This is a genomic window from Streptomyces sp. B8-7, assembly GCF_058833805.1.
On the sequence record NZ_JBYRRL010000002.1, the window covers coordinates 1,434,858 to 1,448,251 of the forward strand.

Genomic DNA, 13,394 nt, shown 5'->3' on the forward strand with positions numbered 1-13,394 from the left:
GATGGACACACCGGAATGGCTGTACGCACGCCTGCACCACACCGGACACCAGGACGGGGAACTCCTGCTGGAGACCGTCGTCCCGGAGTGGGTGGCCGCGGCGCGGCGCCTCGGCGCCACCCGCTGGTTCTTCATCCGCTACGCCGACGCCGGCGGACCGCACCTGCGGCTGCGCTTCCAGGGGCCGCCCGCCGCCATGGACGCGTGCTGGACCGCCGGCCGGGAACTGTGGCGCCGGTCCGGCCCGCTTCGGGCCGCCCCGGGCGAGGTGCACCGGCTCCATCCGGCGGCGGAGGACTTCACCGTCCGGCGCGGCCACCGGCGCCTGTCCCTCGGCGTGTACGGCAGGGAGCACCACTACTACGGCTCACCCGCCGCCACAGAGATCGCCGAGGAGGTGTTCCAGGAGAGCAGCCGGGTGTGCCTGGCCACCGTGGCGGCCACCGGCGCCGACCGCACGGCGCGCGCCCTGCTCGCGGTGGAGTTCCTCCGGGCCTGCACCGGTGGCCTCGGCCCGCAGCAGCGTGACCGTGTCTGGCGGCTGCACTGGCAGCACTGGACGGGCGTTCTGGGCGGCGATGCGGCAGCGCTGGAGCGGGCGGGGGAGTCCGCGGCCCGGCTGGGCCGCACCGCTCGCGCCCGGGCCGCCGATCCGGCGGCACCTCTCGTCCGGTCGGCGGGCCGGGTCCTGGACGGGGTCCAGCGCGCCCTGGCCGTGGACCCGGAGGCGGTCGCCTCCCGGCTGCTGCTGATGCACATGCACATGACCCTCAACCGGCTCGGCTTCCTGCCGCTGGAGGAAGCGGTGCTAGGCCGCGCCGCCCGGGACGCCGGCCATGACCTCCCCCTGCGCACCTGACACCGCACCGGACCCCGCACGTGCCCGTGGCCGTGACCGGCGCCCAGCGCCCGGGGCAGCGCCGCCGCACGCCGGCGCGGGACCCGGGCCCCAGACCCGGCGCACACCGTGCGCCGTTCCGGTCGCTGCCGACCGGATCCCGGTGACCGCCGCGGTCCCCGCCGTCACGGCGGCCACGGCGATCACCACCACCCCAACCATCACCACCATCACCACCATCACGACGATCGGAACGATCGGAAAGGACGTGGCACATGAACGACCTGGACCTGCGCCTCGAACAGGAGGCGCCCGAGATCGAGGTGCTGCCGGAGACCCACTCCGCCGGTTCCTCCGCCGGCTGCGTCAGCACCGCCGGATCCTTCTCCTGCCCCGCGGGGTCCGTCGGCAGCGTGGGATCGGCCAGCAGCTCCGGCTGACCGCACACGCAGCCGCCCCCGCTCATCCACCGACGATAAGGAGAACCGTCATGAACGATCTCGATCTGCGCCTGGAGCAGGAACTGCCGGAACTGGAGGTGCTTCCCGAGGAGTACTCCGCCGGCAACGTCTCCTGCGCCGCCACCGTGGGCTCCGGCTCCTGCCCCGCCATGACCTGGGGCACCGCGAGCACGCTGAGCTCGAAGTAGCGGGCCGGCACCGGCCCGGCCCCGGAACCAGCCGCAGAACCAGCCGCGGAACAAGCCGCGGAACAAGCCGCGGACAACAGAACCGGTCACAGAAGAAGGAGAGCCAAGTGCCGCAGACGCACGACCTCGAACTCGTCCTGGAGCAGGAGCTGCCCGAGCTGGAGCCGCTCCCCGCCGCCCAGGCGCCCGGCAGCACTCTGGGCAGCGCCAGCAGCATCAGCTGCGCGTCCTGCCCGGCGGCCTCGCTGAGCAGCGCCGGCACGGCCGGCAGCCACTGACCCCCTGAGGCGGCCCGGGTCCTCCCGGCCCGCCGCACGGGACCGGCCGAGCCGGCCGAGCCGGCTCAGTACGACATCACCCGCCGGTGGGCGACCGCCCACCGGCACCCGTCCAGGAGGCAACCATGCCCGAGATCACCCACGTCGACCGCCCGGCCCCGCCGGCGGGCCTCGACCTGAACCTCGCCCAGGAACGGCCGGAGCTGGAGGTCCTGCCGTCCGAGCACGCACCCGGCAGCACCGCCGGGACCGCGGGCACCGGGAGTTCCATCTCCACCCCGTCGGGCACGTTCAGCAGCGCCGGCACGGCGAGCAGCGCGTGAGTGCGGCCCGGCCGGCGCCGGCCGGGTGACCGCTCCACGGCGTGACCGGACCCGCGACCGGCCTTCGGGCCGTCGCGGGTCCGGACAGCGGCGTACGCGCGTGACGGCCCGGCTTCGCGAAGCCGGGCCGTCAGGAGCCTCGCCGCGTCCGGCTCGCGGTCCGCGCGGGAAGCGGAGACGGGGACCGGGCCGCTGACGCGCGGGGAGGGACGGCGCCGGGACCCGGACCGACGCGGCGGCCGCCGAGGGCGGGCTCCGCGGCCGGCCGGTGTTCCCGGTGCCGTCGCCGGTGTCCGGGCGGACCGCTGCGGCGGGGGACGCCCGCGGGTCAGTCCCGTCCGCCGTGCCAGCGCACGGCGGCGGCACCCGCGAAGTCGCCCGCGTGGGCGAACCCCCCGAGCACCACCAGGTCGCCGTCCGCCACCTGCCGGGAGCCGACCGCGCGGTCCAGGGTGACCGGGATCGCCGCTCCGAACAGGTTCCCGCAGGTGTCGAAGGTGTTGAGGTGCCGTTCGGCCGGCAGCTGCAGCGCCTCGCGCCAGTTCCGCAGGAACGTACGGTTGGGCTGGTTGGTGATGAGGACGTCGAGGTCGGTGCCGGCCACCCCGAGCCGCCGGCACAGGTCCATGACCACCTCGGGGACGAGGCGGTTCCCGCGTGCCAGGACCTTGGCGACGCTTGCGTCGGTGAAGCCGATCCGCAGCTGGGACTCACCCGGCTCCCAGTACTTGCGGCCGTCGTCGACCGCCACGGTCATGTCGCCGGCGTACTCGCCGATGTGCCGGGTCTCCACGCCGAGGACCGGGGACCGGGCCGACGTCGTCACGAACGCCACGCCGCACCCGTCGCCCGGGATCGCGGCCTGGGCGAGTCTGCGCACCTCGGACTGGGTGAACCACTGTCCGGCGGCGCTCTGCGCGTTGCAGATGAGCGCGGTTCTCGCGTCGGTGGAGGTGAGGATCTGCCGGGCCATCTTCAACATGTACACGAAGGACGCGCAGCCCGCGTTGGCCACGTCCACGAGCCACTCCGGGTTCAGCCCCAGTCGGCGCGCCACCTCGGTCCCGGCGCCCACGAAGGGCAGGTCCGGCAACTGGCTGTGCACCAGCAGCACGTCGACGGCCCGGATCTCCGCCGCGCCGTGCCGTTCGATCAGGGGCTGCACGGCGCGTTCGATCATGTCCGCGTTCGTCTCGTCCGGGGCGACGTGGTGCCGGAGCGGCGGGACCTTGAACATGGGGTGGTTGCGGAGCCTGTCCTCGGCTCCGGGGTACTCGGTGTAGAACTCCGCGGGAACCGGCTCGCCGGGAAGATAGCTCGCCACGTCGGTGAGGCTGACCGTGGTCACCGGGCCACCGCCCTGGCCGGGGCCGTGCTGACCGGCAGGCCGTTGCGGTGGCGGTGTTCCAGGATCGCCTTGAGGTTGTTCATCTCCAGGGTGTGCCCCGCGTAGAAGAGGTCCCAGTAGTCGCCGACCCAGGGCCGGTCCGGGCGCGGTGCCTTCTCGGGGTGCGGATTGCTGTCGTAGTAGGGGTGCCGGCAGTTGGTCCAGGTGATCACGGAACCCGGCCTGTCGAGCACGAGCCGGGCGGGGAGGACACGCATCAGGTAGATCATCCACAGCTTCTCGCCCTGGTCCCAGGAACAGTGGTAGTCCACGGTCATGGCCCCGGGGTCGGCGACCACCCTGCAGTAGATCCTGGTGTCGTCCTCCAGCCGGTCGTGACCGGCCCACAGCCCCGGTGTGCCGGTGGGCGCGAAGTCCCGCAGGCTGCAGGTCCACTCCTCCAGGTGGTGGCCCTGGCGCAGGTAGTCGTAGGCCTGTTCCGGCGGACAGTCGACGTACTCGTGGATGGTGCAGTACCGCCCGTAGACCTGGTGGTGGGGGTACACCGCGTGGGTGAGCTCCATGCAGTGGGCGGTGAGTTCCTCCTTGCCGGTGGTCTCGATCCGGACCAGGCCGGGGATGTCAGCCAACGTGGACGACTCCTCGCTCATCTGAACCCTCCTTGTTCGTGGCGGCTTCGGTGAAGGACTGGAAGGGAAGGAACGGGGGGATCTCCCGGGGGTCACAGGCCACCGAGACGAACGCCGGCCCACCGCCCGCGTTGCTGCGCAGCAGCGCCGTGCGCAGGTGCGCCGCGTCCACGGCTCCGGTGGCCGCCAGCGACGGGAAGGCGGCGCCCACTCCGGCGGCGAGGTCGGCCGGGGCGAACAGGTCGTCGCCGCGCACGCCGCCCTGGAGGAACTCCTCGCGCAGCGCGCACATGCCGTGAGCGTTGTTGTTGAAGACCACGAAGGTCACGGGTGCGTCGTACTCCACGGCGGTGTGCACCTCCATCCCGTGCATGAAGAAGGCCCCGTCGCCGGCGAGGACGTAGGTGCGCCGGCCGGTGGCGAGCGCGGCACCGATGCCCGCACCGAAGGTGTAGCCCATGCCTCCCATGCCGACCGCCACCACGAAGCGGCCGTGGCGCGGTGCCGGGAGGAGGTGGACCGCGCCGGCCCCCGCGTTGCCGGCGTCCACGAAGACGTGTGCGTCCTGGGGGAGTGCCGCCTGCACCGCGGCGACCGCCTCGGCCTGCGGGACGATGCGCTCGCGGCCCCTGAGGACGGGACCGGGCAGGGCGGTGGGCAGGGGGCCGGCGTGCGGCGGGCAGGGGCGCGGCCGCGAGGGCAGCCGGAGGGTCACCGCGCGCAGCGTGTCGCGCAGAGGCCCGCCCAGTGCGATGCCTGCCACGAACGGTGGTTCGGGGCCGAGGCTGACGACGTCGGTGGCGGCCAGGGCCTGTTCGAGGCCGCCGCGGGCCAGGAGCGGCAGCCGGGTGCCGGCCAGCAGGCACAGGTCGGCCCGCCGCAGGCAGTCCTCGACGTTGGCGTGGCCCATCACTCCGGCCACGCCGGCGAATCGGGGGTCGTGGTTGTCGAAGACGTCCTTGGCGTCCGGGGTGACCGCCACCCATGCCCCGAGGCACCGGGCCAGTTCGGCCAGATCCTCCCGCGCGTCGTCGGCGGCCACGCCCTCCCCGGCGATGACGAGGACGCGAGAGGCCCCGCCAAGGGCGTCCGACACGGCGCTGACGGCAGCTGCGTCGAGCCGCGCCGGGGGCTCCGCCGTCCGGCCGTCCGGTGCCGGGGCCGTGTCGCGGGCGGGCACCGGGATCCGCGCCTGCTGCACGTCCTTGGGCAGCAGCAGTACGGCCGGTCCGCGTGGACCGGACTGTGCCGCCGCGACTGCCCGGGGCAGCAGCTCCGTGAGCGAGCCCGCGTCATCGACCCGGGCGCAGAACCTGGAGACGGGTGCGAAGACCTCCCGCGCGTCGAAGGAGCCCGCCCTGCCGCTGGAGTCCTGGAACGCCCCGTGGCCCTCCTGCCCGGTCGGCGGCTGACCCACCAGGGCCAGCACGGGTACCCGGGAGGCGTACGCCTCCGCGAGACCCGGTACGAGATTCATCGCCCCGCCGCCCGAGGTGGCGGCGACCACGCCGAGGCGTCCGGTGACTCGCGCGTATCCGTCGGCCATGGTGGCGGCGGAGAACTCGTGCTTGGCGACGACGCCGCGGACGGAGCCGACGCGGTGCACCGCGTCGTACAGGTCCTCGATGTTCGCGCCGCCGACGCCGAACACATGGGTGACGCCGGCCCGGGCGAGTTCCCCGGCGAGATGGTCGGCCACGCGTACCGTTCCTGCCGCGCGTGACTCCCCGGTGGCGCTGGTCATGCGGGGCTCCCCTCCCTCTCGTGGTGCCGGTCGATGAGGCCGGACGGCGCGATGACCTGAAAGCGGTGCCGGTACTCCCTGGGGGTGAGTCCCAGGGTTCGTCCGAAGGAGCGGAAGAACGTCTCGGTGGCGGCGTATCCGCAGCGGCCCGCTATCTGGCTGATCGTCAGGTCCGTGGTCTCCAGCAGTTCCCGCGCGCGGGCGATGCGCGTGCGCTCGACGTACTGGGCCGGTGTCGTGCCCACCTCGCGCCGGAAGACCCGGGCGAAGTTGCGCTGACTCATGTTGGCCTGCCGGGCGATCTCGGCCACGGGCAGCGGGTGGTCCAGGTTGTCCAGGATCCACTCCTGTGCCGCCCGGATGGGCGGATGGTCGGCCAACTGGGCGTCGAGCACGGCGCTGTACTGGGACTGCCCGCCGTGCCGCTTGAGGAACAGCACCAGGAAGCGTGCCGTCTCCAGTGCGAGCGCCGATCCGTGATCCGCCTCCACCAGAGCCAGTGCCATGTCGATGCCCGTCGACACGCCCGCGGAGGTCACGAAGGGGCCGTCCCAGACGAAGATCGACTCGGCGTCCACCGTCACGCCCGGATAGCGGCACGCCATCGCCTCGCCGTACGCCCAGTGGGTGGTGGCCCGTCTGCCGTCGAGGAGGCCCGCCTCGGCCAGCAGGAAGGACCCGCCGCACACCGAGGCGACCCTGCGCGACCGTGCCGCCGCCCGGCCGATCCAGGAGACGAGCCCCTGGTCCCGGAGCGCGTCGCCGATACTCCAGCCGCCGGGTACGAGAAGCGTGTCGATCGGCCCCTGCCCCGCTTCCAGCGGCGAGGCCCCGACCACCACCCCCGAACTCATGCGCACCAGTGGTGCGTCGGCGGAGACGAACTCGGTCCGGTAGGGGGTGCCCGCGGGGCCCAGGAGCCGGTTCGCGGTATCGAACACTTCAATCGGTCCGGTGATGTCCAGGGCCATCGCGCCCGCGTACACCACCACAACAACACGTCGCTCCAGCACGGTCACAGTCTGTGTCGCAAGTCGTACTGGCTGCAATGACAGTTTACTGACGTATCCGGCCAACGAGCGGCGTGGACAGGTGTGAACGCCGTCGCCACGGCGGTTCGCGGGGTTCGGGCGGACGGTGCGGGGTGAGGCGGTTCACAGGACGCCGGTGCGGCCGCCGCCCTCCACCAGAAGGGATCCGCGGCCCGGCGGACCACGCCGGGCGGACCCGGGGGCGCCGACCGTGATGCGGACCCGCACGGCCGTGCAACTCCCCGGCCGCAGGCGGGCGTTGCGCCGCGCGGCGTCGCGTGCACCGCGCGGGACCCCGTGGGGAGGCCGGGCCGCGGACTCCTCCTGTGCCGCCCGGCCCTGACGGGCAGGTCCGGGCGCCGGAGAACGCGGTGGCACCGTCCCGCGCCCGGCTCTCGTCCACGGCGTCCGCCCGCCGGCCGCCGGGCGCGCACCCGGTCCGCGGGAAGAACCGGCGGACCGTCCTGCGGGAGCGGGGCCGTGTCTACCGCCGCGGCACCGTGGCGGTGCGGAAGACACGGTGGACGCTTGGATGTCCGGCGCGGCGGATGACCCGTCGGGCCGCGAGGTTCGACGGCTCCGTGGAGCACCGCGGCGTCAGGCCCCGGGCCCTGGTCGAGACGGTGAGCGTGTGCTGAGCTGAGCCGGGTGCCGATGCGCCGCCCCCGCAGTCCGGTGCCCACGACGAGGCCGAGGTGTGCGCGGCCTGCGGCACGGGGGTCGGTGCGGTGCATCCGTTCCGCGGTGTCACCGACGAAGACGGCCGGCCGGTGGACGGCCCGGTGCCGCGTTGCGGCGTGGCGCACCGGGCCCGCGATCGAGTGACGTGGCGGGGCGGGACGGCAGGGGTCAGGCTGGAAGGACGACGAGCGGACGGGCGGCGCGGAGACCTCCTGGAGGCGTCATGACGGGTGCGGACGGGCGCAGGCCGGTCGTGGTGGGCGTCGACCCCGATCCTGCGAAGCGGCTGGCGCTGGCCTGGGCCGCCGACGAGGCGGACCGGCGTGGCCTGCCGCTCCGGCTCGTCCTCGCCCAGGGCGTACCCACCCGCGGGTACCGGTCGGGTGAGGTGCGGCCGTCCTGGGAGCAGTGGAACCAGGCGCTGCACGCTTCGGGTGACGAGGCGCTCAAGGAGGCGGCCGGCCTGGTCGAGTCCCGGTGGCCCGATGTGGAGGTGTCGACGCTGCTGGCCGAAGGGGAGCCTGCCTGGGTCCTGCGGGAGGAGGCGCGGAGGGCCGTGCTGGTCGTGGTGGGATCCTGGCGCCTCAGCAGACGGCGCGAGTTGTTCTCCTTGGACTCGGTGGCGCTGCCGCTCACCGCTCATGCTTCCTGCCCGGTCGTCGTCGTACCGGAGCCGGAGCCGGAGCCGGAGCGGGAGCGGGAGCGGGAGCCGGAGCCGGAGCGGGAGCCCGCCACCCGGGAGCCCGCGTACCTCGTGGTCGGCGTCGACGGCAGTCCGCACTCGGCTGCCGCGGTGGATGTGGCCTTCGAGGAGGCGGCCCTGCGGGGAGCGGTCCTGAGGGCCCTGTACGTGAGACATCCGCCGCTCCTCGGTGTGCTGGACGAGGACGCCGCGGTGCAGGAGTGCCGCCGTGTGCTGTCGGAGGCGGTCGCGGGTCGAACCGCGACGCACCCGGAGGTGGACCTGCACGAGGAGGTCGTCAGCGGCCACCCGGTGCAGGTGCTCGCGGAGGCTTCGGAACACGCCCTGGGCCTGGTCGTGGGAACCCGGGGGCGTGGAGGGTTCACCGGCATGCTGCTGGGCTCGGTGAGCCAGGGCGTGCTGCATCACGCCGACTGCCCCGTCATCGTTGTTCCGGCGTGAGACGGGGCAGCGGCGCGGGATCCCGTCCCGGACGGCCGCCTCGGCCGGCGGTGGGCTCGGCCCGCGAAGGGACCGGTGTCGCGTCGGGCTCCGTTCCGCGCCCTTCCGGTACGGGGACCCGTCTCCGGCGTCCGGCCCGTCCGGCCCGTCCGGCCCGTCCGGCGCCCGTCGGGCGGCGGCTCACCACGGTGCCACGCGCGGCGCGGCGACCGGTGCTCGCGGCAGCCCGCGGCCGTGCGCCTTCCAGTCCGAGTCCAGCCCGAGTCCAGCCCAGGTCTGGTCCGGGTCCAGTCCGGTTCTAGTCCGGTTCCCGGCGGGAGCGGCGGAAGACCGGGGCCTGGCCGCCGCCCCACGGGCGCACGGCTGCCAGGGCCTGGGTGACCGCGGACTCCAGCGGGCCGCCGGTGTCCACCGCGACGGCCTCGGGCCACGGCGGTTCACGGGCGGCCATGGCGGTGGCGGTGTCCGGCCCGGCGTCGGACGGTCCGGCGCCACGCGTGGACAGGCGGGCCGCTGACACGTCGCCCGGCACATGGCAGTGCAGGGCCACCAGGTCGGCGCTGGTGCGCCGGGCCAGCCGCAGGGCCGCGTCACGCTGTGCCGCGTCGGACCAGGTGGCGTCCAGGACGACGGACTCGCCGCAGGACAGCAGGGCGGCGGCGCGGTCGAGCAGGGTGGCGTAGGTCCTGGCGGTCCACTCGGGTGTGTACAGCCCCTCGCCGTAGCCGGCCGCCGCGGGCTGCTCCGCGGGGATGCCCGCCAGTTCCTTGCGGAGGCGGTCGCTGCTGAGCAGCGTCACTCCCAGCCGGTCGGCCAGGGCTCCGGAGAGAGTGGACTTCCCGCTGCCCGGCAGCCCGCCGACGAGGGTCAGCCCGATGGCGGACGTGCGCAGGTGGCTCAGCGTCGCCGCCAGCAGCCGCCGCGAGGCCGTCTCCGCGCCCGGCGCGCCCTGGCGTGCCTGGATCAGGGAGACCTTGGCGCGGACGAAGGCACGGTAGGCCACATAGTGGTGCCACAGGGAGGAGGGCGCGGGGTCGCCGGAGTACTCGCTGTACCGGGCGAGGAAGTACGCCGCCGCCTGCGGGGCGCCGAGCTGTTCCAGGTCCATGGCGAGGAAGGCGGCGTCGTCGAGACCGTCGACGTAGCGGAGCCGGTCGTCGAACTCCAGGCAGTCCAGCACGCGGGGCCCGTCGTCGAGGCAGAAGACGTCCTCGGCGAGCAGGTCGCCGTGGCCGTCGACCACCCGCCCCTGCTCGATGCGGGCGTCGAACAGCTTCTTGCGGCCGGCGAGGTAGCGGCGCACGAGCCGCTCGGCCTCCGTGACCCCGTCGGGCACGAAGCCGTCCTCGGCCAGCGCGTGGACCTGCGCGAAGCCGGCTTCCCAGCGTGCGGACAGGGCGTCCCGCGTGCCCTGCTCGGCCACGTCCCGGCCGTGGGGCGCGTCCGCGTGCCATGCGGCGAGGTGCCGGGCGACGGTCCGCAGTACCTCGTCGACGGCCGCCCCTTCCCGCACCAGCCGGGAGAGGCGGCGGTCCGCGGGCATGCGGCGCATCACCACCATCGGTTCGGCCTCCGCGGCACCGGGGCTGCGGATCTCTCCCAGGCCCAGGTAGACATCGGGGGCGAAGCGCCGGTTGAGAGCGACTTCGCGCTCGCACGCGGCCCGGCGGGCCGACACGGTGGCGTAGTCCAGGAAGCCCAGATCGACCGGCTTCTTGATCTTGTAGGCGCGGTCACCGGCGAAGAACACGATCGCGGTGTGCGTCTCGCACACCTGCGCACGGGCCGGCGGCGGGTCGTCCCGCCGGGTGCCGGACGGCGGTGCGTACGCCTCGTCCGGCGGCGCCGACCGGGCCGGTGCCCCGCGGAAGTCCTTGTCGGTCATGTCGGACGAGGGCGACGGGCCGGCACGGGTGAGGAGCGCCGGTCTGGGCCACCGGACCCAGGAGCGGCGCCGGACCTGGACGATGCTCGCGTCCGCCGGCGACCGGCGGCCCGCTGTCCTCGGCGGCCCGCATCCGGCGCGGGGGGAGCCTGCGCCGTCCGGCCCGGCCTGCGGGCCCGGCCGGCCGCGGCAACGCTCTCGGGCGAGCCCCCGGGGCCCGGGGTGACGACTGGCTCCATGGCGGCGGGCTCCGTCTCGTAGGAAGCTGGAAGCGACGGTGGACGACTGTGGACGACGGTGGACGACGGCGTACGCGTCCGGTGGCGTGGAGGTCCGGACGGCGTCGGCCTGCCGGGAGGTGCGTTCTCTCATTCGAGGAGTACCCCAGTCCCTCCCTCGGCGCATGTGGACCTGATGCGGAGGGACCACAGGCGCGGAGCGCGGTGCGAGCGGATCCGGTGCGCGCTGAACCCGGCACGAGCGGAACCCGGCACGAGCGGAACCCGGCACGCGCGGAACCCGGCACGGAGAGGAGACGGGAGCGGTGACGATTCCCCTGGTGGTCGGTGTCGACGGGTCTCAGCCGAGCCTGGAGGCGGTGGACTGGGCCGCCGGTGAGGCGGTCCGGCACGGGGTGCCGCTCCGTCTCCTGCACGCGGCGGTCGGGGACCGCGAGGCGTCCGACGTGATCGACGCGGCTTCGGAACGGGCCGGCCGGGGGGCTCCCACCGTTCGGCTGTCGAGCGAGGTGCTCCACGAGGACGCGGCGACCGCCCTGGCCGGCCAGGGGCGTGACGCCTTCGCGCTGGTGCTCGGGTCCCGGGGACTCGGAGACCTCGCCGGGATGCTCCTGGGCTCGGTCAGCCTGGCCGTCGCGGCCCACGCCGCCTGCCCGGTCGTCGTGGTGCGCGGCGGGGTGGAGCACCGCGGCAGCCGGTTCGGGAGCATCGTCGTCGGCGTCGAGGAGGGGGAGGGCAGCGCCTCGGCCGTGGAGTTCGCCTTCCGCGAGGCGCACGTGCGACGCTGCCGGCTGGTGGCGGTGCACGCCTGGAGTGTCCCGGTCGGGAACCCAGGGCCTCCGGGCCTGTCCGGATACGCTCTCCAGGCTCTGCGACGCCCGCCGGCCGAGGTGCTTGCCGAGGCGCTGCGGGACTCCGCGGAGCGGTATCGGGACGTGCCGGTGCGCAGCGAGGCGGTGGAGGGCTCGGCGCGACGGGCGCTCCTGGAAGCGGCGGCCGACGCTGATCTGCTCGTCGTCGGAGCCCGCAGGCGGCATGGCTTCGTCGGTCTGCAGCTGGGTCTGGTCAATCACGCGGTGCTGCATCACGCGCCGTGCCCGGTCGCGCTCGTGCCCCGGACGTGAGCGGGCACTCGTTCCGTGTGAGTGAACATGAGCGGACATGAGCGAGCGTGAGCGGACATGAGCGGATGTGGATGAGCGGACAGGAGAGTGAGGGGCGGATGAGGCGGGGTGGGGGCCGGCGGTGACCGGCGGAGGCCCACCCTTCCTCCGCCCCCGGTCCGGCGACACGGGGGCGGAGCAGCGGGGCCCCGGACACCGGCCGGCGAACCCCCGAGCCGAGCACATCCGGTCCGGACCACCCCGCTCCGCACCGGGACGAGGAGGAACGCCATGTCGCGCACCGTCGAATGGAAGGTCCGCCTCCATCTCTTCGGGGAGGAGAACACGACCAGGGCGCGTGTGGTGCTGGACACCGGCACCACGAAGCTCACCGGGCACGGCGCCGCACACCGCAACCCCGCCGACACGGACGTGCCGGAGATCGGTGACGAACTGGCGGCGGGCAGGGCGATGCACGACCTCGGCCGGCAGCTGGTGGACGTCGCGGAGCGCGACATCCGGGGCGGGGCCGCGCCCCCGGCCGGGCGGGGCACCCGATGGGAGACCGGCTGGCCGCTGCCGGATCAGACACCAGGAGGATAAGCGGAGGACGTGCCCGAGAGGCGGGGCTCAGGCGCCGTCGCGGGACACGCCGGAGCCGTCGGCCGGGGACGCGACGCGCCCGGAGACCGAGACCACGCCGTCCACACTCCGGCACAGCCGCTCGATCACCGGGATCAGGGCCCCGCTGTCGACCGATCCGCCCAGGACCACCCGCCCCTCGCGCACCTCGGCCGTCACCGCCGAGGCGGCAGGCCCGAGCGTTCCGCGCAGTACGTCGCCGGTGATCTCGTCGCGGATGGCGTCGTCCCGGCGCAGGAAGATCCTCAACAGGTCCCCGCGGCTCACGATGCCGCGCAGCCGGTCCGCCTCGTCCACCACGGGCAGTCGCTTGACGTGGTGGTCCGCCATGAGGCGAGCCACCTCGATCACGGTCCATTCGGGGCGCGCGCACACGGCGGGAGCCGACATCAGCTCCTCCGCCCTCGCGCCCTCGGCCTTGGCACGTTCCCATTCCTCCAGGTGGGGGACCGGTGTCAGGCCGGACGGGTCGGCCTGGGCGGAGGACTTGCGCAGCAGGTCCGCCTCGGACACCACGCCCAGGGGACGGTCGAGTTCGTCGACCACGGGCACGGCGGTGACGCCGTTCTCCGCGAGCAGCCTGACGATCTCCTTGAACGGCATGTCGCGCCGCGCCCGCACGACGTCCCGGGTCATGAGGTCTGCGACCGTACGGTGCTGCATGTCGCCTCTCCGTTCCTGGTGGACACCCGGTCGTGCAGGTGCTGGACCCGCCTTCGAGCCGCGGTCCGGCGGTCCGGCCGGCCGGGTGCTGTCGGGCCGGCCCGGATCACCGGATGCCTCATCTCGCGCGTGGCCACCTCGTGCGTGGCACGCCGGGCTACAGCAGCATTCTCGGGAAACGCCGGCGATCATGCGAG

The 13,394-nt window shown here is 74.2% G+C and carries 14 protein-coding genes; 8 read left to right on the forward strand and 6 right to left on the reverse strand.

Translation table 11 applies throughout. From position 1 onward, the window contains the following. Position 1 precedes the first annotated feature (1 nt). The 5 genes from AC5K6T_RS14860 to AC5K6T_RS14880 all read left to right on the forward strand — a co-directional run bounded on the left by AC5K6T_RS14860 (position 2) and on the right by AC5K6T_RS14880 (position 2,088). Positions 2-859 carry a lantibiotic dehydratase C-terminal domain-containing protein gene (locus AC5K6T_RS14860; RefSeq protein WP_493209124.1) on the forward strand — a complete coding sequence of 286 codons (858 nt, stop codon included), beginning with the start codon at positions 2-4 and terminating at the stop codon, positions 857-859. A gap of 254 nt (positions 860-1,113) precedes the next feature. Further along, positions 1,114-1,278, forward strand: a complete 165-nt coding sequence (locus AC5K6T_RS14865) for a thiocillin family RiPP (RefSeq protein ID WP_493209126.1) — start codon at positions 1,114-1,116, stop codon at positions 1,276-1,278. A 50-nt stretch (positions 1,279-1,328) separates the two neighbouring features. Further along, complete coding sequence (locus tag AC5K6T_RS14870) at positions 1,329-1,487, forward strand: thiocillin family RiPP (RefSeq protein ID WP_388518080.1); 159 nt, start codon at positions 1,329-1,331, stop codon at positions 1,485-1,487. Between the two features lie 107 nt (positions 1,488-1,594). After that, positions 1,595-1,765 (forward strand): thiocillin family RiPP, encoded by a 171-nt coding sequence (locus tag AC5K6T_RS14875; RefSeq protein ID WP_493209129.1) that lies wholly within the window; start codon positions 1,595-1,597, stop codon positions 1,763-1,765. A 125-nt stretch (positions 1,766-1,890) separates the two neighbouring features. Then, entirely contained in the window at positions 1,891-2,088 is a 198-nt protein-coding gene (locus tag AC5K6T_RS14880; protein WP_493209130.1) for a thiocillin family RiPP, read from the forward strand. A 328-nt stretch (positions 2,089-2,416) separates the two neighbouring features. Here the strand turns inward: AC5K6T_RS14880 and AC5K6T_RS14885 are convergent, their stop codons facing one another. Genes AC5K6T_RS14885 through AC5K6T_RS14900 form a run of 4 tightly spaced genes read right to left on the reverse strand, consistent with a single transcriptional unit; the run spans position 2,417 to position 6,822 of the window. Further along, positions 2,417-3,436 (reverse strand): 3-oxoacyl-ACP synthase III family protein, encoded by a 1,020-nt coding sequence (locus AC5K6T_RS14885; RefSeq protein ID WP_493209132.1) that lies wholly within the window; start codon positions 3,434-3,436, stop codon positions 2,417-2,419. Continuing rightward, complete coding sequence (locus AC5K6T_RS14890) at positions 3,433-4,086, reverse strand: SRPBCC family protein (RefSeq protein WP_493209134.1); 654 nt, start codon at positions 4,084-4,086, stop codon at positions 3,433-3,435. The genes AC5K6T_RS14885 and AC5K6T_RS14890 overlap by 4 nt, the downstream gene beginning before the upstream one ends. Then, a complete protein-coding gene (locus AC5K6T_RS14895) occupies positions 4,058-5,809 on the reverse strand; it encodes a thiamine pyrophosphate-binding protein (RefSeq protein WP_493209136.1) in 1,752 nt (583 codons plus the stop codon). Before AC5K6T_RS14895 ends, AC5K6T_RS14890 begins: the two co-directional genes overlap by 29 nt. Continuing rightward, on the reverse strand, positions 5,806-6,822 hold the full coding sequence (locus AC5K6T_RS14900; RefSeq protein WP_493209138.1) for a GlxA family transcriptional regulator: 1,017 nt from the start codon (positions 6,820-6,822) through the stop codon (positions 5,806-5,808). Before AC5K6T_RS14900 ends, AC5K6T_RS14895 begins: the two co-directional genes overlap by 4 nt. 922 nt (positions 6,823-7,744) lie before the next feature. Here AC5K6T_RS14900 and AC5K6T_RS14905 point away from each other — a divergent pair. Further along, positions 7,745-8,665 carry a universal stress protein gene (locus AC5K6T_RS14905; protein ID WP_493209140.1) on the forward strand — a complete coding sequence of 307 codons (921 nt, stop codon included), beginning with the start codon at positions 7,745-7,747 and terminating at the stop codon, positions 8,663-8,665. A 298-nt stretch (positions 8,666-8,963) separates the two neighbouring features. On the opposite strand, the gene AC5K6T_RS14910 is transcribed toward AC5K6T_RS14905, so the two are convergent. Continuing rightward, positions 8,964-10,439 (reverse strand): bifunctional aminoglycoside phosphotransferase/ATP-binding protein, encoded by a 1,476-nt coding sequence (locus AC5K6T_RS14910; protein WP_493209367.1) that lies wholly within the window; start codon positions 10,437-10,439, stop codon positions 8,964-8,966. Positions 10,440-11,094: 655 nt separating this feature from the next. Between AC5K6T_RS14910 and AC5K6T_RS14915 the strand changes: the two genes are divergently transcribed. Continuing rightward, entirely contained in the window at positions 11,095-11,913 is an 819-nt protein-coding gene (locus AC5K6T_RS14915; protein WP_493209142.1) for a universal stress protein, read from the forward strand. Between the two features lie 270 nt (positions 11,914-12,183). Next, a complete protein-coding gene (locus tag AC5K6T_RS14920) occupies positions 12,184-12,495 on the forward strand; it encodes a DUF1876 domain-containing protein (protein ID WP_493209143.1) in 312 nt (103 codons plus the stop codon). A 27-nt stretch (positions 12,496-12,522) separates the two neighbouring features. Here AC5K6T_RS14920 and AC5K6T_RS14925 read toward each other — a convergent pair whose 3' ends face one another. Then, positions 12,523-13,197 (reverse strand): CBS domain-containing protein, encoded by a 675-nt coding sequence (locus tag AC5K6T_RS14925; RefSeq protein WP_493209145.1) that lies wholly within the window; start codon positions 13,195-13,197, stop codon positions 12,523-12,525. Positions 13,198-13,394 lie beyond the last annotated feature (197 nt).